Origin of the sequence: Pandoraea fibrosis (assembly GCF_000807775.2) — a bacterium.
Lineage (GTDB): Bacteria > Pseudomonadota > Gammaproteobacteria > Burkholderiales > Burkholderiaceae > Pandoraea > Pandoraea fibrosis.
On record NZ_CP047385.1, the window covers coordinates 3,068,866 to 3,089,712 of the forward strand.

General features: G+C 63.7%; 19 protein-coding genes. 13 read left to right on the forward strand and 6 right to left on the reverse strand.

The window, feature by feature from the left end; translation table 11 throughout:
• Positions 1-151 precede the first annotated feature (151 nt).
• The 4 genes from PI93_RS13610 to zapE all read left to right on the forward strand — a co-directional run bounded on the left by PI93_RS13610 (position 152) and on the right by zapE (position 7,081).
• Positions 152-3,013 (forward strand): 2-oxoglutarate dehydrogenase E1 component, encoded by a 2,862-nt coding sequence (locus PI93_RS13610; RefSeq protein WP_144400279.1) that lies wholly within the window; start codon positions 152-154, stop codon positions 3,011-3,013.
• Between the two features lie 89 nt (positions 3,014-3,102).
• On the forward strand, positions 3,103-4,368 hold the full coding sequence (gene odhB, locus PI93_RS13615) for a 2-oxoglutarate dehydrogenase complex dihydrolipoyllysine-residue succinyltransferase (RefSeq protein WP_039374063.1): 1,266 nt from the start codon (positions 3,103-3,105) through the stop codon (positions 4,366-4,368).
• Positions 4,369-4,459: 91 nt separating this feature from the next.
• Positions 4,460-5,890 carry a dihydrolipoyl dehydrogenase gene (lpdA, locus tag PI93_RS13620; protein ID WP_039374061.1) on the forward strand — a complete coding sequence of 477 codons (1,431 nt, stop codon included), beginning with the start codon at positions 4,460-4,462 and terminating at the stop codon, positions 5,888-5,890.
• A 93-nt stretch (positions 5,891-5,983) separates the two neighbouring features.
• On the forward strand, positions 5,984-7,081 hold the full coding sequence (gene zapE, locus PI93_RS13625) for a cell division protein ZapE (RefSeq protein ID WP_039374060.1): 1,098 nt from the start codon (positions 5,984-5,986) through the stop codon (positions 7,079-7,081).
• 122 nt (positions 7,082-7,203) lie between these two features.
• Here the strand turns inward: zapE and PI93_RS13630 are convergent, their stop codons facing one another.
• The gene (locus tag PI93_RS13630) at positions 7,204-7,536 is read right to left on the reverse strand and encodes a hypothetical protein (protein ID WP_144400281.1); all 333 of its coding nucleotides are present in this window, start codon (positions 7,534-7,536) and stop codon (positions 7,204-7,206) included.
• A gap of 217 nt (positions 7,537-7,753) precedes the next feature.
• Between PI93_RS13630 and PI93_RS13635 the strand changes: the two genes are divergently transcribed.
• From PI93_RS13635 to PI93_RS13645, 3 genes are all read left to right on the forward strand, one after another.
• On the forward strand, positions 7,754-8,401 hold the full coding sequence (locus PI93_RS13635; protein ID WP_039374057.1) for a DUF2939 domain-containing protein: 648 nt from the start codon (positions 7,754-7,756) through the stop codon (positions 8,399-8,401).
• Between the two features lie 38 nt (positions 8,402-8,439).
• Positions 8,440-8,913, forward strand: coding sequence for a DUF2147 domain-containing protein (locus PI93_RS13640; RefSeq protein WP_052240963.1), 474 nt, complete (start codon positions 8,440-8,442; stop codon positions 8,911-8,913).
• A 211-nt stretch (positions 8,914-9,124) separates the two neighbouring features.
• On the forward strand, positions 9,125-9,607 hold the full coding sequence (locus tag PI93_RS13645) for a DUF2147 domain-containing protein (RefSeq protein WP_052240962.1): 483 nt from the start codon (positions 9,125-9,127) through the stop codon (positions 9,605-9,607).
• Positions 9,608-9,893: 286 nt separating this feature from the next.
• On the opposite strand, the gene PI93_RS13650 is transcribed toward PI93_RS13645, so the two are convergent.
• The 5 genes from PI93_RS13650 to PI93_RS13670 all read right to left on the reverse strand — a co-directional run bounded on the left by PI93_RS13650 (position 9,894) and on the right by PI93_RS13670 (position 15,417).
• Complete coding sequence (locus PI93_RS13650) at positions 9,894-11,132, reverse strand: collagen-like triple helix repeat-containing protein (RefSeq protein ID WP_052240961.1); 1,239 nt, start codon at positions 11,130-11,132, stop codon at positions 9,894-9,896.
• A gap of 34 nt (positions 11,133-11,166) precedes the next feature.
• Positions 11,167-11,898 (reverse strand): MarR family winged helix-turn-helix transcriptional regulator, encoded by a 732-nt coding sequence (locus PI93_RS13655; RefSeq protein ID WP_052240960.1) that lies wholly within the window; start codon positions 11,896-11,898, stop codon positions 11,167-11,169.
• 67 nt (positions 11,899-11,965) lie between these two features.
• Positions 11,966-13,150: a collagen-like triple helix repeat-containing protein gene (locus tag PI93_RS13660; RefSeq protein ID WP_039374055.1), complete on the reverse strand. Its 1,185-nt coding sequence runs from the start codon at positions 13,148-13,150 to the stop codon at positions 11,966-11,968.
• Positions 13,151-13,418: 268 nt separating this feature from the next.
• Positions 13,419-15,065, reverse strand: a complete 1,647-nt coding sequence (locus PI93_RS13665; protein WP_039374054.1) for a collagen-like triple helix repeat-containing protein — start codon at positions 15,063-15,065, stop codon at positions 13,419-13,421.
• Between the two features lie 31 nt (positions 15,066-15,096).
• Positions 15,097-15,417: a hypothetical protein gene (locus PI93_RS13670; protein ID WP_039374052.1), complete on the reverse strand. Its 321-nt coding sequence runs from the start codon at positions 15,415-15,417 to the stop codon at positions 15,097-15,099.
• A 1,021-nt stretch (positions 15,418-16,438) separates the two neighbouring features.
• Between PI93_RS13670 and PI93_RS13675 the strand changes: the two genes are divergently transcribed.
• From PI93_RS13675 to PI93_RS13700, 6 genes are all read left to right on the forward strand, one after another.
• Positions 16,439-16,624, forward strand: a complete 186-nt coding sequence (locus PI93_RS13675; RefSeq protein ID WP_039374051.1) for a Flp family type IVb pilin — start codon at positions 16,439-16,441, stop codon at positions 16,622-16,624.
• Positions 16,625-16,784: 160 nt separating this feature from the next.
• Positions 16,785-16,985: a Flp family type IVb pilin gene (locus tag PI93_RS13680; protein ID WP_039374049.1), complete on the forward strand. Its 201-nt coding sequence runs from the start codon at positions 16,785-16,787 to the stop codon at positions 16,983-16,985.
• Between the two features lie 13 nt (positions 16,986-16,998).
• Entirely contained in the window at positions 16,999-17,478 is a 480-nt protein-coding gene (locus PI93_RS13685) for an A24 family peptidase (protein ID WP_201278390.1), read from the forward strand.
• 199 nt (positions 17,479-17,677) lie between these two features.
• Positions 17,678-18,154 carry a TadE/TadG family type IV pilus assembly protein gene (locus PI93_RS13690; RefSeq protein WP_144400283.1) on the forward strand — a complete coding sequence of 159 codons (477 nt, stop codon included), beginning with the start codon at positions 17,678-17,680 and terminating at the stop codon, positions 18,152-18,154.
• A gap of 128 nt (positions 18,155-18,282) precedes the next feature.
• Entirely contained in the window at positions 18,283-19,311 is a 1,029-nt protein-coding gene (cpaB, locus tag PI93_RS13695; RefSeq protein ID WP_039374046.1) for a Flp pilus assembly protein CpaB, read from the forward strand.
• Between the two features lie 164 nt (positions 19,312-19,475).
• Complete coding sequence (locus PI93_RS13700) at positions 19,476-20,810, forward strand: type II and III secretion system protein family protein (protein ID WP_052240959.1); 1,335 nt, start codon at positions 19,476-19,478, stop codon at positions 20,808-20,810.
• Positions 20,811-20,847 lie beyond the last annotated feature (37 nt).

A 20,847-nucleotide genomic window follows, 5' to 3' on the forward strand; every position in this document is an offset into this window, starting at 1 on the left:
CTGGGAAAACGTGCTATGCTCCTCGCCGTGATTGATCAGGTCCTTCCAAGCACCACTTGATTCTCGCAATCCGCTAATCGGTCAGGCCGTGTCGCGGAAGGTTTCGTAACCCGCTATTTCTCGAGACACTCGTAGAAAAGGTGAGCGCAAAATGAGTTTGATGGAACAATTCCAAGCGAACTCGTACCTCTTCGGTGGCAATGCCCCCTACGTCGAAGAGCTGTACGAATCGTATCTTGATAATCCGGCTTCCGTGCCGGACAACTGGCGCCAGTATTTCGACGCGCTGCAAAACGTTCCCGCTGTTGATGGTTCCAACGCCAACGACGTGGCTCACGCCCCGATCGTGGAGTCGTTCGCCCAGCGCGCCAAGGCCAATGCCTTCGTGTCGCGTGCGGGTGCGTCCGACCTGGCGGTGGCACGCAAGCAGGTTCACGTGCAGTCGCTCGTTGCCGCCTACCGCTTCCTCGGCGCACGCTGGGCCAATCTGGATCCGCTCAAGCGTCAGGAACGTCCGGCAATTCCCGAACTGGAACCCGCGTTCTACGACCTGACCGAAGCCGACATGGACAGCGTGTACTCGGCAGAGAACACGTACTTCGGTTTCGAACAGGCCAGCCTGCGCGACTTGCTCAAGGCGCTTCGCGATACGTACTGCGGCTCGATCGGCGCCGAATACATGTACATCAGCGATCCGGTGCAAAAGCGCTGGTGGCAAGAGCGTCTGGAGAAGGTGCGTGCAACGCCCAACTTCACCGCTGAAAAGAAGAAGCACATCCTCGAACGCCTGACGGCCGCTGAAGGCCTCGAGCGTTACCTGCACACCAAGTTCGTCGGCCAGAAGCGCTTCTCGCTCGAAGGCGGCGAATCTTTCATCGTGGCGATGGACGAACTCGTCCACCACGCCGGTGCCAAGGGCGTGCAGGAAATCGTGATCGGCATGGCCCACCGTGGCCGTCTGAACGTGCTGGTCAATACCCTCGGCAAGATGCCGGCGGACCTGTTTGCCGAATTCGAAGGCAAGCACGTGGACGACCTGCCGGCCGGTGACGTGAAGTACCACAAGGGCTTCTCGAGCGACGTCTCGACGAGCGGTGGTCCGGTCCACCTGTCGCTGGCGTTCAACCCGTCGCACTTGGAAATCGTGAACCCGGTGGTCGAAGGTTCGGCCAAGGCGCGTATGGATCGCCGCGGCGAAGCCGATGCAGCCAGCGTGTTGCCGGTGCAAGTTCACGGCGACGCCGCGTTCGCGGGTCAGGGTGTCGTGATGGAAACGCTGAACCTCGCGCAAACGCGTGGTTACGGCACGCACGGCACGGTGCACATCGTCATCAACAACCAGATCGGCTTCACCACGTCGGACCCGCGCGATGCCCGTTCGACGACGTATTGCTCGGACGTGGTCAAGATGATCGAAGCGCCGGTGCTGCACGTGAACGGCGACGATCCGGAAGCGGTCGTGCTGGCCATGCAACTGGCCCTCGAATTCCGTCAGGAATTCAAGAAGGACGCCGTCGTGGATATCGTTTGCTACCGCAAACTGGGCCACAACGAACAAGACACGCCGGCTGTCACGCAGCCGCTGATGTACAAGAAGATTGCCCAACACCCGGGCACGCGCGCGCTGTACGTCGAAAAGCTGGTCACGCAAGGCGTGATCACGGCCGAAGAAGGTGCGGGCTTCGTCGCCGCCTACCGCAAGGCCATGGACGACGGCCATCACACCGTCGATCCGGTGCTCTCGAACTACAAGAGCAAGTACGCCGTCGACTGGGTGCCGTTCCTGAACAAGAAGTGGACCGACGCCGGCGATACGGCGGTGCCGCTGAACGAACTCAAGCGTCTGGCTGAGCGCATCACCACGATTCCGGCGAACTTCAAGGTTCACCCGCTCGTCGAGAAGGTCATCAACGACCGTCGCAAGATGGGCGAGGGCGAGCAGCCGCTCGACTGGGGTATGGGTGAGCACCTGGCGTTCGCATCGCTGGTCTCGTCGGGCTTCGCTGTGCGCCTGACCGGTCAGGATTCGGGCCGCGGCACGTTCACGCACCGCCACTCGGTGCTGCACGATCAGAACCGCGAACGTTGGAACGACGGTACCTACGTGCCGCTGCAACACGTGGCCGACGGTCAGGCCAACTTCACGGTGATCGACTCGGTGCTGTCCGAAGAAGCCGTGCTGGGCTTCGAGTACGGTTACTCGACCGCCGAACCGAACACGATGGTGTTGTGGGAAGGCCAGTTCGGTGACTTCGCCAACGGTGCGCAGGTCGTGATCGACCAGTTCATCTCGAGCGGTGAAGTGAAGTGGGGCCGCGTGTCGGGCCTGACGATGCTGCTGCCGCATGGCTACGAAGGCCAGGGTCCGGAGCACTCGTCGGCACGTATCGAGCGCTACCTGCAACTGTGCGCCGATACGAACATGCAAGTGGTCCAGCCGACCACGCCGGCTCAGATCTTCCACCTGCTGCGTCGTCAGATGATCCGCCAGCTGCGCAAGCCGCTGATCGTGTTCACGCCGAAGTCGCTGCTGCGCCACAAGGAAGCTGTGAGCGATCTGTCGGAACTCGCGAAGGGCGGTTTCCAGACGATCATCGGCGAAACCGATGCGTCGATCGACGCCAAGAAGGTCAAGCGCGTCGTCGCCTGCTCGGGCCGCCTGTACTACGACCTGATCGCCCGCCGTCGCGAAGAGAAGTTGAACGACGTTGCGATCATCCGCGTGGAACAGCTCTATCCGTTCCCGCACAAGGCGTTCGAGAACGAGTTGAAGAAGTACGAAAACCTCGCCGAAGTGGTGTGGGCCCAGGACGAGCCGCAAAACCAGGGTCCGTGGTTCTACATCGAACACCACCTGATCGAAAGCATGAGCGCCGGTCAGAAGTTGGCTTACGCGGGTCGCGCGGCCTCGGCCTCGCCTGCCGTGGGCTACTACGCCAAGCATTACGAACAGCTCAAGCAGTTGCTCGATACGGCTTTCGGTCGCCTCAAGGGCGCGACCGTGGTGCAGTAACCGGTTAGGTCTTACAGCGGTCGTCCTCCCCCAGGGACGGCCGCTGCCGTATTTCCGAATTGAACGTTTATCGAATCCAGGATCCAGAAATGGCCATTGTTGAAGTTAAAGTCCCCCAGTTTTCCGAGTCGGTTTCCGAAGGCACGCTGCTCGACTGGAAGAAGAAAGTCGGCGAAGCCATCGCCCAAGATGAAACCGTGATCGAAGTCGAGACCGACAAGGTCGTGCTCGAAGTGCCGGCGCCTGCCGCTGGCGTGATCGTCGAAGTGAGCGCCGGTGCCGGCGACACGGTGACGTCGGAACAGATCATTGCCAAGATCGACACCGAAGCCAAGGCAGGCGCTGCCGCACCGGTCGCCGCCAAGCCGGCGGAAGCCGCTGCGCCGGCTGCCGCTGCTGCCCCGGCCGCTGCCCCCGCAGCCGGTGGTGCTTCGGGTGGCATCGCCAGCCCGGCCGCCGCCAAGGTGCTGGCCGAGAAGAACCTTTCGGCAACCGACGTCGCCGGCTCGGGCCGCGATGGTCGCGTGACCAAGGGCGACGCGCTGGCAGCGGGTGCCAAGCCGGCCGCTGCTGCCTCGTCGATCCCTGCTCCGGCACAACGTGCCGCGCTGCCGTCGGTGGCCGCTTCGGTGGGCCGCGACACGTCGCTGGAAGGTCGTCCGGAACAACGCGTGCCGATGTCGCGCCTGCGCGCCCGCATCGCCGAGCGTCTGCTCCAGTCGCAACAGACCAACGCCATTCTGACCACGTTCAACGAGGTCAACATGAAGCCGGTGATGGATCTGCGCAACAAGTACAAGGACAAGTTCGAGAAGGAACACGGCGTGAAGCTGGGTTTCATGTCGTTCTTCGTCAAGGCCGCTGTGCACGCGCTCAAGAAGTACCCGGCCGTGAACGCCTCGATCGACGGTAACGACATCGTCTACCACGGCTACTTCGACATCGGTATCGCTGTCGGTTCGCCGCGTGGTCTGGTGGTGCCGATTCTGCGTAACGCCGACCAGATGAGCCTGGCCGACATCGAGAAAAAGATTGCCGAATACGGCAAGAAGGCTGCCGACGGCAAGCTGTCGATCGAAGAAATGACCGGCGGCACGTTCTCGATCTCGAACGGTGGTGTGTTCGGCTCGATGCTGTCGACCCCGATCATCAACCCGCCGCAATCGGCCATTCTGGGCGTGCACGCCACGAAGGACCGCGCTGTGGTGGAGAACGGCGAGATCGTGATCCGCCCGATGAACTACCTGGCCATGAGCTATGACCACCGCATCATCGACGGCCGCGAAGCCGTGCTGAGCCTCGTCGCAATGAAGGAAGCGCTGGAAGATCCGGCTCGCCTGCTGCTCGACCTGTAAGCGTTAGCGCGCATTGCGCGGTGTTGCCCGGCCATGCAAGTGGCCGGCGCACCGCGCCTCCCCCTGCCGTCAACCTTCACTGAGTCTCAAAATGGCAAATAAAGAATTTGATGTCGTCGTTATCGGCGCCGGCCCTGGCGGTTATATCGCCGCTATCCGCGCCGCACAACTTGGTTTCTCGGTCGCTTGCGTCGAAAAGTGGACCAACCCGGCCGGCAAGATGGTGCTGGGCGGTACCTGCCTGAACGTCGGTTGCATCCCGTCGAAGGCACTGCTGGCCTCGTCGGAAGAGTTCGAAAAGGTCGGTCATCACCTGGCCGAGCACGGTATCACCACGTCGGATGTCAAGATCGACATCGAGAAGATGCTCACGCGCAAGCAAGGCATCGTCGACAAGATGACGGGCGGTATCGAGTACCTGTTCAAGAAGAACAAGATCACGTGGCTCAAGGGGCACGGCAAGATCGTCGGCAAGAGCGATGCCGGCTATCAGATCGATGTGGCGAGCGACCCGGCCGAGTCGGTCATCGCCAAGAACCTCATCATTGCCACGGGTTCGAAGGCGCGTCATCTGCCGGGCATGGCGGTCGACAACAAGCTCATCTCGGATAACGAAGGTGCGCTCTCGTTCGACACCGTGCCGAAGAAGCTGGGCGTGATCGGCGCTGGCGTGATCGGTCTGGAACTGGGGTCGGTGTGGCGTCGTCTGGGTGCCGAAGTGACCGTGCTCGAAGCCTTGCCGGACTTCCTCGCAGCCGCCGACGCCGGCGTTGCCAAGGAAGCCGCGAAGCAGTTCAAGAAGCAAGGTCTGGACATCACCGTTGGCGCGAAGGTCAGCGAAGTGAAGACCGGCAAGAACAGCGTGACCGTCAGCTACACCGACAAGGAAGGCAACGCCAAGACGCTGGAAGTCGACCGTCTGATCGTGTCGGTTGGCCGTGTGCCGAACACGGAAAATCTGGGCCTGGACAAGATCGGTCTGGCGACCGACGAGCGCGGCTTCATTCCGGTGGATGACCACTGCCGTACCAAGCTGCCGAACGTGTATGCGATCGGTGACGTGGTACGTGGCCCGATGCTCGCGCACAAGGCCGAAGACGAAGGCGTGCTGGTCGCCGAAGTCATCGCCGGCCAGAAGCCGCACATCGATTACAACTGCATTCCGTGGGTGATCTACACCTCGCCGGAAATCGCCTGGGTCGGCAAGACCGAGCAGCAGTTGAAGGCCGAAGGCCGTGAGTTCAAGCCGGGCCAGTTCCCGTTCGCGGCCAACGGCCGCGCACTGGGCATGGGCTCGTCGGACGGTTTCGTGAAGGTGCTGGCCGACGCCAAGACCGACGAAATCCTCGGCGTGCACGTGATCGGTCTGAATGCTTCGGATCTGATCGCCGAAGCCGTGGTGGCGATGGAGTTCAAGGCCGCGTCGGAAGACATCGGCCGTATCTGCCACCCGCACCCGTCGCTGTCGGAAGTGATGCGTGAAGCCGCTCTCGACGTCGAGAAGCGCGCGCTGAACAAGTAAGTCGCTTTACGCTGACGTGTATGAACAAAGGCGAGGTGACTCGCCTTTGTTTTTTCTTGATCCCCTCTGCCCCCCGGCCCGTCGCCGCTCTGCATGAACGTTCGCGAATATTACCAACAAGAATTGGCCGCGCGCGGCTACCAGCCCGATGAAGCGCAGGAGCGCGCTGTCGAGCGTTTGCAACAGTGCTATGACGAATGGGCGGCCTACAAAGCCAGGCGCTCGAACACGCTCAAGAAGTGGCTCGTGCATCCCGACTTGCCCAAGGGCGTCTATCTCTGGGGCGGTGTGGGGCGCGGCAAGAGCTTCCTGATGGACAGCTTCTACTCGGTGGTGCCGTTGCAGCGAAAAACGCGTCTGCACTTCCACGAGTTCATGCGTGAGGTGCACCACCAGTTGCAGGCGCTCAAGGGGTTGCCCGATCCGCTGGACGAACTGGCCAAGCGCATCGCCAAGCGATATCGCCTGATCTGCTTCGACGAGTTTCACGTCTCGGACGTGGCCGACGCCATGATCCTGCACCGCCTGCTCGCAGAGTTGTTCAAGAATGGGGTGCAGTTCGTGATGACGTCGAACTACCGCCCCGACACGCTGTACCCGGACGGCCTGCATCGCGATCGTGTGCTGCCCGCGATCCGTCTGCTCGAAGAGAAGCTCGACGTGCTGAACGTCGACGCGGGCGTGGACTATCGCCGTCGCACGCTGGCGCAAGTGCAGGTGTATCACTATCCCCTCGGGAACGAGGCGAACCGCGCATTGCGCGCGGCGTTTGCCGAGATCGCCGGGGTGCCGGACGAAAGCCCGCTGCTGCATATCGAGCAGCGTGAGCTCAAAGCACTGCGCCGCGCGGGCGGGGTGGTGTGGTTCGACTTCCATACGCTGTGCGGCGGCCCGCGTTCGCAGAACGACTATCTCGAACTGGCCAATCGCTTCCACACGGTCGTGCTGTCGGACGTGCCGAAGATGGCGCCGCGCATGGCCTCTGAAGCGCGCCGCTTCACGTGGCTGGTCGACGTCTTCTACGATCACAAGGTCAAGTTGCTGATGTCGGCTGAAGTGCCGGCCGAGGAGCTGTACACCGAAGGCACGCTCGCCAGCGAATTCACGCGCACGGTGTCGCGTCTTGTGGAGATGCAGTCGCTGGAATATCTCGAAGCGCCGCGTCGCGTGGTGGATACCTCGCTGACGTGAGCTCGATCGTCTGATCGCTGTTCATCTGGACGCACTACGCCCCTCGACGGCGCTTGCGGGCTGTCCGATCTCAGGCCCCGGTGGATATGCCTGAATTGTCCTGTCGTGCCGGGCGCGCAGGCTCAGCGTCCGTTACGATCACGCTGACGTTGTCGCGGGTCGGAAGCGGGCGACGATGGTGCAGAGGGCGGCTGCGGCTGCCGCTGCTCGCGCAGATGGTTGTAAATATCGCCACGCAAGTCCCCCTGCGGACGCACTTCCTGGGGCTGTGGCGTTCGTGACGGTCCGGGGCGTGCGCCACCATGGTTGTCACCGTGCCCGGTCGGGCGATCGGCAGCTTGTGCGAACCAGCCCTGGAAAAAGCGGTCGCCCGACGACGATCTGGCCGATGCACCGAGTGCGGCGCCGGCCAGCATGACGAAGCACATCATCCGGACAAGTCGGGTGTGACGCATGTTGCCACCTCCTTGTCGGTTGAACTGCCGTGTGCCGCACACCGGTATCGCTTGCCGGAACGGCATGCGCCAAAGGGTGTCACGGTCTTGCGGCTACGCTTTGAGAGTAAGAGGGCGCGAGCCTGCCTGCTGTAATGATTTGTAAAGCAATGTAAGCCCGCAGGTGGGGTTGCCATACGTCGCCTACCATGCGCTGTTTGATCGACGGAGTTTTGCGATGCGTAAGTTGTCAATCGCCGGCATTTCCCTTGGGGCGCTGGTTGTCGTGTTGGGGTTGCTCTTCGGCACGCCGTATTACACATTGTGGCGCGCACGCGACGCCGCGAATGCCCGCGACGCGACCGCGCTGTCGTCGTATGTGGACTATCCGGCCGTTCGGGAGAGCCTCAAGACAAGTTTGCACGACGAACTCGCGCGTCAGATGGACAAACAGCGCGGCAACGCGTTTGGGGCGCTGGCTCTCGCACTTGGCGGTTGGGTGTCGGATCGCGTGGTCGAAGCGCTGCTGACGCCCGAAGCGGTGGCCGCCATGTTGCGTGGCGACAGCACCGGGCTGCCACCCGCGCCGGGGGCGCCGGCCCCGCGCGATGCCGTGCCGCAGCCTGCGCCGTCGCCGCAAGGCGAGAGCAGCCCGCCAGCAGCGCCAGCCGCCCCGTCGGGCGGCAGCGAGTCGTCAGCCCCGGATACTGCCAATGGATCGTCGGCACCGCCGCGCACCATCACGCGCACCGAATTTCAGGACTTCAGTCACTTCCTCGTGCATGTCTCGCGTAGTGACCGTCCGGAGCGCGTCGTGACGTTCACGCTCACGCGCCGTAATCTCGTGCAATGGCGTCTGACGGCGATTGCCTTGCCGCCCCTGTAGTCGTCAATTTCATTTCTGTATCGGGGACGTAGGTCATCTTGAAAGCGATTTTGAATCTGGTGTTGTGGCGACGCCTGTGCGTGGCGATTGCGTTGTTGGGCAACACGCTCTTCGCGATGGCGGCCACCGATTTGCCGACGCCGGTCGGTGTATGGCGAATCGTCGATGAAACCGGCGATCCGAAGGCGCTCATCACCATCACGGAGAAGGAGGGTGAATACGTGGGCGCGCTAACCAAGAGTCTCGGCAGAAGCGACGCGCTCGAGCGTCGCTGCAACGACTGCACCGACTGGCGCAAGGGCAAGAAGCTCCAGGGATTGCAGATCATGCGTGGCTTGCGCAAAGACCCGGACAGCGACGAATACGTCGGCGGGAGAATTCTTGATCCGGACAGCGGCAGCGAGTACGGCTGCAAGGTGCGCGTCGTCGACGGCGGCCGCAAGCTCGAAGTACGCGGCTACTTTGGCATCTCGCTGTTGGGCCGCACGCAGACCTGGATACGGGAGCAGTAACGTCGACAGTTGTGCCGTCACCCGACGGAATTGTCGGTATTCGTCAGAGGAGCAGGGCGCTTTTCGGCTAGAGGACTTCCTCAGCACGGCGCCACGCCTTTGGCGTAATCTTCAAAGCGACTCACGCATGCCATCGGGCGCAAACGCGCGGTAAGCGGTGGCTATCGCGAGTCCAACGACAATCAATTCCGTATCCGGGAGGATGACAACCATGAAGCAGATTTCTAACGCGACGTCGTGGCGACGTCTGGGTGCTCACGCGCTCGTCGCAGTAGCGCTGTTGGGTGGTGTGGCCAAGGCCGCAATGGCAGCCGACGACACGTCGCCGGTCGGCGTTTGGAAGACCATCGACGACAACACCGGCAAGCCGAAGGCACTCGTCACGATCTCCGAAAAGGACGGCGAATACGTCGGCACCATCACCAAGGGACTGGGCGAGAGCGATGATCCCGAGCGCGTATGCACGGCCTGCACGGACGCCCGCAAGGGGCAGAAGATGCTCGGTATGCAGATCATTCGCGGCGTGCGCAAGGATGGCGACACTTACGGTGGCGGCAAGATCCTCGATCCGGAAAACGGCAAGGAATACAACTGCAAGATGACGGTGGTCGACGGCGGCAAGAAGCTCGATGTGCGCGGCTTCATCGGCATTTCATTGATCGGTCGCACGCAGACCTGGATTCGCGAGCAATGAGCGTGACGTAATGGTTTCGGCGCGACACGCGTCTGCCCAATTGCAAAATAAAAAGACCCGGACGAGATGAAGTCCGGGTCTTTTTTGCTTGAGCGGTGTCTCGCTGCGTGGTGTCCGGCATCGAACGGTGTCGTTAGACGTGCTCCAGCAAGTGCACACGGCAAAGCCCGGGCAGTGTCGCTTCACTGTCCGGGTTCGCCGTCGTCGTTGGAGCCTGCCCTCCGTCGACGTTCCCCCTCTCGCGATTCTCTTGTGTCCCTCGATGCCTGACCGGCGCCGCCTCGCCTTACTTGCCGAGCCCGCCCAGGCCACCCAGTAACCCGGTAACAGGTGCGAGCAGGCCACCTGCGCCTCCTGCGCCACCAGTGCCGGAACTGGCCAGCGTCGTCAAAGGTGAGGTGACGGTACTCAGCAGGGTCGTGACGGGCGCCAATGCGTTGCCTGCACCGCCGCTGCCGCCACCCCCTGTGGGGTTCGTCGCCCCACCCAGCAGACCAGTGACTGCGCCCAGCGGATTGCTGCCCGTCGAGCCTGTTCCCCCGGACAGTCCGCCGAGCAAACCGGTCACGGCGCCTAACGGATTGCTGCCGCCCCCTGTGGTCGGTGTCACGGTCGTGTTGCCGACGTTGGCAAGCACATTGCCCAACGCGTTTGGATTCGCCGTGCTGGTGCTGCCGGAGAGCAAGCCACCTGCACTCGTTACGGTGTTACCCAGCGCAGCCAGCGGATTGCCGAGGCTGGCAACGACGGCGTTCGGTGCTGCGCCCTTGACCTGCGCACTCGCCGAATTCAATGCACCGCCCAACGTACCGAGCAAGCCCGCAACCGGCGCACCGAGACCGGTCGTGTTGCCGACCGTCTGCGTGGTCGTGACGACCGTGTTCGTGATCGGAGAGATCGCCGAGGAGAGCGCCGTTGTCGCTTGCACGACAGGGGCGCTGGTCAGTGCCTGGGTGAGCGCCGCGCCGCCTTGCACGCCGCCCTGACCGACTGTCGCGACGACGTTGCCCAGCACGCCGGTGAGTGTATCGACCGGCGTGTTGGCGAGCGGCCCGCTCTTGCCGATGCCGGCGATGCCACTACCCAGCGAGATCCCCGCTTTGCCGAGATCCGACACGACACCACCGGTGCTCGAGAGCGTGGTGCCGACCGGGTCGGTGCCGGATTTGCCGAGTTGGCCGAGGCCGTTGCCAACTCCCGTCCCCAGATCCGTGACGGCGTTACCGGTTTGCGTGAGTGCGCCACCAAAGCCTTGCGTGGCTTGCGGCGATACCCCGGGAATCGTCGTGCCGGAAACCTGATTGCCGACGGCGCTCACCACCGAGCCGACCGAGCTGACTACGCCGTTGCTGGTCGTGGCCGGATTCGTCGGGTTGGTCGGATCGGTCGGTGAGTTCGGGTTCGTGGGGTTGGTGGGCGTGTTGGCTGTGGCCCCACTGCCGCCTCCCGAACTGGAGCAGCCGGTAACACCGACGATGCCCGCCACCATGGCAGCCAGCAACGTAGGGTGCAGAATCTTCGACATGACGTTTCTCCTCGTGAGGCCGTCGCGCGTGCGCTCAGACCTTGGTCGACGCACCGCGGTTGTTCGAGACCAGACCGGCGATATCCTGATCGGCCTCGAAACGAAGACGGAAGGTTTCGCTCTTCAGGGTGCGAATGCTCTGCACCAGGAAATCGTGAATCGCGGCGAGTTCGCTGTGGTCGTAAGCGGCGCTGACCGCTGTGAGCTCACGCGAGACCGACGACAGGAATTGCTCGATCTGCGCACAGCGTTCTTCGATGGGGTGAATCATCACCATGCGGCGGTCGTGCGGGTTCTTCTCGCGCTCGACAAAGCCCGCACGCTCGAGCCGGTCGATGACCGTGGTGATACCGCCCGAGCTCACACCCATGAGTTCGGCAAGCTGACCCGCAGTGATCGATTCCAGTTCGAGAATCAGATCGAGGGCGTTCAGGTCGGTGACATTCAGGCCGAGCTGCTCGGCAAGTGCCGAGTGATAGAGCGCGGTGTACACGGCGAGCCGGCGTCCGAGCGAGCGGACGATGCCGGCGACGAGTTCGTTACGGTTCGTGTGTCGGTCGCTCATGGTGCCGTGCGTTCCGTTGAGCGGGGAGGCAGTCGACGTCGCCCCGGAGGCGGCACCCGACTCGGTGCCGTAGGTGTTATGACTGTGGCCATTTGTGAAGCCGTTGCCGGTCTCGCGCATTGCCACGGGTTCGGAAATTTGCGGGGCGGATTCGCCATGACCGCGCATCAGAACGCCGGTGTCGGATATGAAGCGGGCCATGGCATCTCCTTATCGGTTCAACATGTGATGCATGCGCACAATGCGCGATGCAACGTTGGGCTGGCGATTACTTGCCGACGCTCGCCACGCTGCCGAGCAAACCGGTCACCGGTGCGAGCAGCGAGCCGAGACCACCGGTAGCGCTACCCGAGCTGCCACCTGCGGCGCTCGTTACCCCCGAGAGCAGGTTCGTGACGGGGGCCAGCGGGCTGCTGCCGCTACCCGACGAGCCACTTCCCCCCGTCAGGCCACCGAGCAGACCCGTGACCGGCGCCAGCGGGCTGCTGCCACCCGAGCCACCGAGTCCGCCAAGCAGGCCCGTGACGGAGCCAAGCGGGTTCGACGCACTACCGCCACCGCCGGCGGTCGTCGTGCCGAGATTGCCGAGCAGCGAGCCGAACGGATTCGACGAGCCGGTCGACGTCTGGCCGTTCACGAAGCCGCCGAGACCCGAGACCGTGTTGCCGGTGGCGATCACCGTGTTGCCCAGTGCACCGACGACCGGATTCGGCGACGCGCCCTTGATCGTCGAGCCGACGGTGCTGACCGTGCCGCCAAGTACCGTCAGCAGGTTCTGCACCGGACCGCCGAGGCCCGTGGTGGCGCCGACTGTGCGCGTGGTGTCCGAGAGCACATTGGTGATCGGATTGACGGCTGCCGAGAGGGTCGACGTGACCTGTGTGACCGGGCCGCCCGAGAAGGCTTGCTTCAGGATTGACCCGCCGGCGATGCCGCCCTGGCCGACCGTAGCGACCACATTGCCGAGAGCACCGGTGAGCGTGTCGACCGGCGTGCCGGCGAGGGGGCCGCTCTTGCCGATGCCGGCAACGCCACTACCCAGCGATACCCCTGCCTGCCCCAGATCGGTCACGACGTTGCCGGTGCTCGCGAGCGTGATACCTACCGAGTCTGCCGAGGTGCCGGTTTTGCCAAGGCCGTCGCTGACACCGGTACCCAGGTCGGTCACGGCCTTGCCGGTATTCGAGAGGGCGCCGCCGAAGCCTTGCGAGGCTTGCGTGGAGACGAGCGGCAATTGGGTGCTGGAGACCTGATCGCCCAGCGCGCTGACGACGTTGCCGGCGGAGCTCACGACCCCGCCTGCGCCGCTGGCCGAGGTGCCGATGGCATTCGGTGCGCCCGTGGTGCTGGCTGCGGGGGCGCCGCTGCCGCCACCGCCGCTGGAGCAGCCGGTGAGGGCGATGACGCCGATGGCGGCCGAGGCCAGAAGGGTGCGTTGAAGTACGTTGGACATGATGGCTATCTCCCTTGATCGTTCTGAATGTTTGCCGGCGACGTGTCGCGCGGTGATGTCGTTACTTCCACTTGATGAACCGGGGCCGCTCGCTGTGATGCCGTTGTGTCCGGGCGGCATGCGGGGTGCGCCGGATCCGGACCCCTCCGGCCCGATGCGTAGGCATCGGAGCGAGGGCCGGATCGCGGCGGTCACAGGCGGGCGGAGGAATCGCGCGGGTCATGATCGATCTGCCTCTGGATGACGTTATCGAGTCCGGGGTGCCGAGTTACTTCTTCGCGCCGAGCAGGCCGCCGAGCAAGCCGGTCACCGGTGCGAGCGGGCCGCCGTTGTTGCTACCCGAACCACCTGTTGCACCACCGACAGCCCCCGTCACGGCGCCGAGCAGCGAGGTCACCGGGGCGAGAACGCCACCCGAAGTCGAGCCGGAACCGCCCGAGCCAGCCGACGTACCTGCCCCAGCACTTACCGAGAGCGAGCCGCCGAGGCCGCCCGTCAGACCGGAGACGAGGTTGGTGACCGGTGCGAGCGGGTTGCTGCCCGAGGCACCGCCTGTGGCGCCGCCGAGGCCGCCCGTCAAGCCGGCGACGAGGTTGGTAACCGGGGCGAGCGGGTTGCTGCCCGAGGCACCGCCCGTGGCGCCGCCGAGGCCGCCCGTCAGACCGGAGACGAGGTTGGTGACCGGGGCAAGCGGGTTGCTGCCCGAGGCACCGCCCGTGGCGCCGCCGAGGCCGCCCGTCAGACCGGAGACGAGGTTGGTGACCGGGGCGAGCGGGTTGCTGCCCGAAGCACCGCCGAGCGAGCCGGTCAGACCCGACAGCAAATTGGTGACGGGCGCGAGCGGGCCGGTGCTCGTCCCCGTGCCGCCGCCGAGGCCACCGAGGGCCGAGGTGAGCGGGGCGAGGGGGTTGGTGCTCGTCGGGGTGCCGTGAACGACACCGCCGAGGCTGGCGACCGTGTTGCCGACACCGGCGACGATACCGCCCACATCTGCTGCGATCGGGTTGTTGAGCTGGCCGCCGATCTTGGTGCCAACCCCTGCCAGACCACCGCCAACCTGCGCGAGCAGACCCGCGACCGGTGCGCCGAGACCCGTGGTGTTGCCGACCGTTTGCGTGGTGTTGGTCACGACGTTCGTGATCGGCGTGATGGCCGACGAGAGCGACGAGGTGAGTTGTTGCACCGGACCACTTGTGATGGTTTGCGTCAGCCCGCCACCGAGCGCTTCGCCTGCCTTGCCCACCGAGGTCACGACGCCGCCGAGCAGCGTGGTGACACCGTTGATCGGGGTGTTGCCCAGCGGCCCGATCTGGCCGAGGCCTGCGACGGCGCTGCCGAGTTGTGTGCCGGCCGTACCGAGGTTCGAGACCACGCCGCCTACGCTGGCGAGCGTCGGATTGAGTGGGTCCTTCACGGAGCCGAGCTTGCCCAAGCCGTTGGTCAGGCCGTTACCGAGCGTCTGTACGGCGTTACCGGTGGAGACGACCGCGCCGGCCAGACCGCTTTGGGTTTGCGAGCTGAGCAGCGGCAATTGGGTGCCGGCGAGCGTCGTGCCCACGTCGCTGACCGTCTTGCCGACTTGCGTGACAACGCCCGTGCTGGCCGTGCCGGCGACGGTGCCGATCGGGTTGGTCGCGGCGGGGCTGCCGTTGCCGTTTCCATTACCGTTGCCGTTGCCATTCCCATTCCCGTTTCCATTTCCGTTCCCGCTGCCGTCGCTGCCGGGACCCGAACCGTCGGGAACCGTGCCAGCGCCCGTGCCGCCGCCACCGCCGGTGCCGGCGCTGGTGCCACTGCCACCACCGTCACCGAGCGAGCCACTGGTACCGCCCGAGCCGGAACTGGCGCAGCCGGTCATCGTGATGACGGCAAGCAAGCATGCGGAAGCAAGGAGGTTGCGTTGGAAGTTGTTCATGATGGTGTCCTCTATCTGGTCTGTTTGGTCTTCAGGCAAGCGCTTCTTGCGCGGCCAATCGGGTGTTCATGCGTTGTGCGATGAGTGCGAACAGGAGCGCATTGACGACCGCGCTATCGGGGCCCGTCATCGCCTGGGCCGAATTCGTATGGCTGCTGCTGTGAGCGCCGGCCGCGTCGGTCGGTGTGGCGGTGGCGCGTACGCCACCGCCTTCTTCACCGCCCCTCCCTGGGCTTGCGCCTCTACGATCGTCTTCGGCAGCAGCGCTGCGCTGCATGGCCGCGATGCGTTGCCGCTCGGCCGTGACGGCTGCGACGGGTTGCATCGTTTGTTTGGTATTGCCAATGATCATGGTGTCCCCCGGTGATCTTTAGCGTTGCGATGCAGGGATATCCGCAAGAGCTGTGCCAATCTCTAAATCCGGGTTTGAATAAGCCTTCTAGTTTTTCTCGCGATGGGCTGGAAAGCCTGTATTTATTTGCGTTTCAGAAAACAAGAATCTTTATGATCGAGAGATCGGTGGCTGTGCGACGAAGGGGGGGATCAGGGTTAACGCCATCGGAAATTGGCGAATTTCGGACGAATTGCTGTTCCCGTTACGGGGGGCGTTACGGGGGACGTTACGTAACGCTGGCAGGGGAAATGACTTTGGAACTCAGTGAATATGAAGTTGGATGAGCGATTCGGGTAATGCCTGAGCAGAGAAATTGATGTGCGCGCCGTAATTACCAATAATTACGAGGGCGTGCCAGCACAAACCGCCGTTGAATTTGTATTGCAATACGAATGAAAAACCGATGGGCGAGCGTGCTGGATGCGGGGGGCTTGTCGGCGAGGCGGGCGCTGGCAGGGGCGTGGCAGGCAAGATGGCCGGCGGGTAGGGATAACACCGTCTGACATTGATGCCCGGATCGGGCGCGTGATCAGACAGGTAACGACGACACAATGAATAGTTATTTAAATAAGCGCTGCATTTATTGATGGAGGCTTCCCCGCTGTGTGTGGCGCCGCAACAATCATGGTTTTCCCTCTCGAGGGTTGCATTGCCTGGTTTTGGAGTATTGTTTGATCAATTCATGTAACGCTTTTTTACATTCTCCCGGGTGATTGGTAGTAAGACTCTAGTTTTTGTGATTTAGATTAAATTAGCATCGGAAAAAAATAGTACGCCACAGCAATGGTTGTTCCTACAAGCAAAGAAATATTGGCGTACAACGTAAAAGAGGTTCGAAAGCCTTGCGGCGCAACGAATCCATGGCCGAAGTCAAGAGTTGATAAGCGATACGGCGAGTCTGCGCCACACGACCGAAAGGCCGGTGACCTCTCGCTGTGTATGTCAACGGGCGCCTGTCGCCTAAATGAGGGAGGGTGATATGAAACTCAGCAATCGTTTTCGACTGTTTGCTCGCGACGAGCGAGGCGTGACGGCATTGGAGTACGGCATCCTCGCCGCCATCGTCGCGGTAGTGATTGGTGGCACGGTCTTCGGCAGCCTGGGGACAACCTTCAGCCAGGTCTTCTCAAAGATTTCGTCGGCAGTGACTGCCGCGGGCGCCTGATCGATCCACACACGCAGTACGAAGCCAGTCAGCAAACGATAAATGTCAGCATGCGGCGCGTCTAGCGTAGAGGCCCGTGCTGGCAATATGGGGAAGGGCGCCGTTCGACAGATGGCGTCATTCGCGGCGATGAAAGGCTGTATTCGCGAGGGTGCGGACCATGCGAGTCAGGCAAGCAGGCAAGGTCGGTCGACAGCGCAGACTGTCACGGCAACGAGGTGTCACGGCACTTGAGTACGGCATTCTGGCCGCGATCGTGGCGGTGGTGATCGGCGCTACGGTGTTCACGAATCTGAGCGGCGTGTTGTCGAGCGCCTTCAGCACCGTGACGTCGGCAGCCACCTCGGCGGCGTCGCACTGATGCGAGATCTCCGGTGCTGACCCTGCTGTGGCTGTTGTGTGTGCCGATCGTGATGACCGACCTGATTGCCCGTCGTATCCCGAATGTCTGGTTGTTGTGTGTCGGGGCGCTGGCGCTGGTCTGGGTCGTGTGGCAGGCGTGGCACGGCGGACCTCGCGTGTTGTGGGTTCACGGCCTTGGCGCGCTGCTGGGATTGGTCGTACTGCTACCTTTCTGGTGGCGTGGTGTGATGGGGGCCGGTGACGTCAAGCTCTTTGCGTTGATCGGTCTGGTGGCGGGTTACCCGGCGCTCTTGCCGGTATGGTGTCTGGCCAGTGTGGCCGCCGGCGTACATGCGCTGGTGTTGCTCACGGGACGGTTGAAGTGGCTGGCACGGTGGGGCGATGCACTGGCCACCTCGCGTGTGTGGCAACGAATTCTGCATTGGCGGGACGGGCGAATCGGATTGCCTTACGGAGCCTATCTCGCGGCGGCGGCGCTGGTGGTGAGGTGAGTCAGGTGGTGGAAGTGCGGCGGCGCCGCGTGAAACCAAAGATCCAGCGCTAACTGAGGTGTGGCAGTCGCGGGGTGATGAGTGCTGCTTCAGGCAGCACCATAAAAACGGGAGGCGCGGGCGACGCCGCGCAAATGGGTCGGACCAATGCGTCGCCAAACACGGCCACTGAGCGCCGTGCGCGACGGGGAGTATCGGCATGAAACGGTCTGGGGCGCAGGCAAGGGCAGGGTGGCGACGCGCGAGTTCTCGCGGCGTCGCTGCGCTGGAATTCATGCTCATCCTGATGATTCTGCTGCCCGCGTTTTATGTCGCCGTCGCCTTCTCCATCAATATTCTCGCCCGCCAGATGCTCACGCAGGCCGCCTCCGAGGCCGGCCGGGCGATGCTGCGCGCCGGCACGATGTCGCAGCGTCAGGCCTATGCCACGCAGGCGATCAACAACACGTTGACCTGGCCGTCGGCATCGGCCGTGACCACGAGTTTCGCATCGGATGCGAGCGCACCCTGCCCAGCGTCGGCCACCAGCGCCAGTTCGCAATGCATCGCGCGCGTCACGTTGACGTTGGCACAGCCGATGGTCGTCAGTTGGCCGGGGCTGAGCAACCTGGTGCCACAAAACATTGTCGGTACGGCGGCGGTCACGCTGGATACGTCGACGTTGGGCGGGAATTGAACCCGCATTGAGCGGTTGTCGGTGGGGTAGCGCAAGCATCAAAGCGACGTGAGGTTTTGCCAGTTGTCATGCCGCCGGTCAACCGGCGTCCCGCAAGTTGTGACTGAACGGCCGACAGGCCCCAAGCCATGAACAAAGCCACCAAGATTCTTGCTGCTGTGCTGGTTGTCGCCGGCGTGCTGCTGGCGCTCTTCGCGTTGCGCCTCGGGACGGCTAACGCACCGGCGCCGGCCACGACGCCGTCGCCGGTGACACAGACGCTCACGCAACGCTATCCGGCCGTGGTGGCGGCCAAAGCGCTCGTGCCGGGTCAACCCATCGGGGCGGACGGCGTGAAGCTCGAACAGTTCGATAGCCAGACAGTAGGCGGTTTCGCGAACCCGGCCGACGTCGTGGGGCGCGTGCCGCTCGTCGCCCTCGCGGCGGGGGTGCCCGTCACCCAAAACACGCTCGCACGGGGTCTGGCGTTGCAACTCGCGCCCGGCGAGCGCGCCGTGGCCATTCCCGTGACCGAAACGGTGGGTGTGAGCAACCGCATTCGTCCGGGCGACTACGTGGACGTCTTCTTCACGATGAAGACCACTCAGCCGGCGGGAGCGACTGGCGGACTGGTCGATGACACGCAGTCGCGTCTACTGGCGTCTCGCGTGCGTGTACTGAGCTATGGCGTGGCGTCGCTCGACGACGTGACGCCGCCGCCTGCGGCGCCCGGCGTGGCGTCCACCGTGCAGGCCGCAACGAACCCGCCGCCACCGCCCCAGCAAGCGCCGGCAGTCAGCAATCAACCGCCCATGCCGGCAACCGCAGCGGTCGTGGCCGTGCCCGTGGCCGACGTCAACCGTGTGGTGCTCGGCACGCAGCAGGGCAAGATCACGCTCGCCCTGCGTAACCCGAGCGACGATGCCCTGCCCGATACGGCCCTGTTCCCGTCGCCCCCTCCGGTCCTTGCCGGCAAGTCGAGCCTGAAGGGGGATGACAAGGCTGCGCTGAACACACCGGAGAATCAGGCCTATGCCGGGATCGCCACGACGGGGCTCGCCGGAGAGCCGGTACGCCGGCCGGCTGCCCCGCGCGCGCCCGGTGGCGGAAGCGGAGGTGGGGGGAGCGGCACGATCGAGGTCGTGCGCGGCGCAGAACGCACCACGGCGTCCTACTGAATCGTTGGAAAAGCTTGCAAAGACCGAACTTGTTGATGTTACCGATGCAGTGACGTTGGACCGAAAACGCCACGCCACTTAACCGACACAGTGACCGATACAGCCACGCCATGATCAGAAGCCAGGTTCGCACTGCCAGACGAGACGCCAGACGGGTGACGGGAATGCTGTTGTGCTTCGCCGCGCTGATCGCGTGCGGCGCCACGGTCGCGGTGCGTCTGGCGGATGCCGCGGACCCCGCTTCGGGCGCCGGGGCGCGCTCGCTGACGATGGGTGTTCACGAGCAGCGCGAATTGCAGGTGCCGGGCTCGCTCGAGCGTGTCGCCGTGGCCGATCCGTCCGTGGCCGATATTGTCGTGCTAAAGGGCACAGGCGGGCGGCGCGGCTCGGTGCTGGTCGTGGGCAAGAAGGCCGGCACCACACAGGTCTCTGCGTGGCCGCGCGGTGGCGAACCGGTGCGCTGGCAAGTTCACGTGACGGGTGATCTGCAGAGCGCGTTGGGCGATACGGGCACGGCGACTGTCGACGCACGCGGCAATGCGGCCCTCATCAAGGGGCATGCGAACACCATCATCGAACACAGTGGGCTGCAATCGGCGGCAGTCGATGCGACCGGCAAAGGCGGTGTCGTTGTCGACCGCTCGACGGTGGGCGATACCGGTGTGGTGCAGGTCGACGTGAAGATCGTCGAAATCAACCGCAACATCCTCAATCAGTTGGGTGCGAGCTTCAGCGCGTCGAAGAAGACAGGGTCGGGGAGCTTTGGCGTGGCCTCGGCGCTCAACTCTGCATTCGGCGGCGGTTCCGGCGCGAGCAGCGTGTCGAACTTCGGGTCGTTCTTCGGCTCGATTACCCGGGGCGCCTTCAGCATGTCGGCCGAGATCGATCTGCTGCAATCGAACGGCCTCGGCCGGGTGCTGGCCGCCCCGACGCTGGTGGCCCTTTCGGGGCAGAGCGCGAGCTTCCTCGCCGGTGGCGAGATCCCGGTGCCCCAATCGGGCGGCCTCGGCACGACGACGATCGTCTATAAACCGTTTGGCGTGGGCCTGACCGTCACGCCGACGATTCTCTCGCCGAATCGCATTGCATTGAAGGTCGCGCCCGAAGCGTCGGACATCGACTATACCAACGCCATCGTGACCGATTCGACACAGATTCCCGCGATCACCACTCGTCGTGCGGACACGACCGTCGAGCTGGGCGATGGCGAGAGCTTCATCATCGGCGGTCTGATTTCGCGAACGACGACCTCCGCTGTCGACAAGGTGCCGCTGCTCGGCGATTTGCCGCTCATCGGCGCGTTTTTTCGTAATCTGAAGTACAGCAGCGCCGAAAAGGAACTGGTCATCATCGTGACACCGCATCTGGTCAAGCCGGTGGCCCGTGGGGCGGATATCCCGCTGCCGGGCGATACGCGAGAGCGTCGCCCGGGCCCGGTCTGGGGGGCCTACCTGATGGGCGTGGCAAGCGACAGCGAATTACCGGGATTCTCGAAATAGCGCCGATATCGGCAGGAAGGCGGCATCGAGCGAGCAA

Coding starts and splice junctions, on each gene's coding strand:
- PI93_RS13610 (WP_144400279.1), top strand. CDS start 152: ATGAGTTTGATGGAACAATTCCAAGCGAACTCGTACCTCTTCGGTGGC.
- odhB (WP_039374063.1), top strand. CDS start 3,103: ATGGCCATTGTTGAAGTTAAAGTCCCCCAGTTTTCCGAGTCGGTTTCC.
- lpdA (WP_039374061.1), top strand. CDS start 4,460: ATGGCAAATAAAGAATTTGATGTCGTCGTTATCGGCGCCGGCCCTGGC.
- zapE (WP_039374060.1), top strand. CDS start 5,984: ATGAACGTTCGCGAATATTACCAACAAGAATTGGCCGCGCGCGGCTAC.
- PI93_RS13630 (WP_144400281.1), bottom strand. CDS start 7,536: ATGCGTCACACCCGACTTGTCCGGATGATGTGCTTCGTCATGCTGGCC.
- PI93_RS13635 (WP_039374057.1), top strand. CDS start 7,754: ATGCGTAAGTTGTCAATCGCCGGCATTTCCCTTGGGGCGCTGGTTGTC.
- PI93_RS13645 (WP_052240962.1), top strand. CDS start 9,125: ATGAAGCAGATTTCTAACGCGACGTCGTGGCGACGTCTGGGTGCTCAC.
- PI93_RS13650 (WP_052240961.1), bottom strand. CDS start 11,132: ATGTCGAAGATTCTGCACCCTACGTTGCTGGCTGCCATGGTGGCGGGC.
- PI93_RS13655 (WP_052240960.1), bottom strand. CDS start 11,898: ATGGCCCGCTTCATATCCGACACCGGCGTTCTGATGCGCGGTCATGGC.
- PI93_RS13660 (WP_039374055.1), bottom strand. CDS start 13,150: ATGTCCAACGTACTTCAACGCACCCTTCTGGCCTCGGCCGCCATCGGC.
- PI93_RS13665 (WP_039374054.1), bottom strand. CDS start 15,065: ATGAACAACTTCCAACGCAACCTCCTTGCTTCCGCATGCTTGCTTGCC.
- PI93_RS13670 (WP_039374052.1), bottom strand. CDS start 15,417: ATGATCATTGGCAATACCAAACAAACGATGCAACCCGTCGCAGCCGTC.
- PI93_RS13675 (WP_039374051.1), top strand. CDS start 16,439: ATGAAACTCAGCAATCGTTTTCGACTGTTTGCTCGCGACGAGCGAGGC.
- PI93_RS13680 (WP_039374049.1), top strand. CDS start 16,785: ATGCGAGTCAGGCAAGCAGGCAAGGTCGGTCGACAGCGCAGACTGTCA.
- PI93_RS13690 (WP_144400283.1), top strand. CDS start 17,678: ATGAAACGGTCTGGGGCGCAGGCAAGGGCAGGGTGGCGACGCGCGAGT.
- cpaB (WP_039374046.1), top strand. CDS start 18,283: ATGAACAAAGCCACCAAGATTCTTGCTGCTGTGCTGGTTGTCGCCGGC.
- PI93_RS13700 (WP_052240959.1), top strand. CDS start 19,476: ATGCTGTTGTGCTTCGCCGCGCTGATCGCGTGCGGCGCCACGGTCGCG.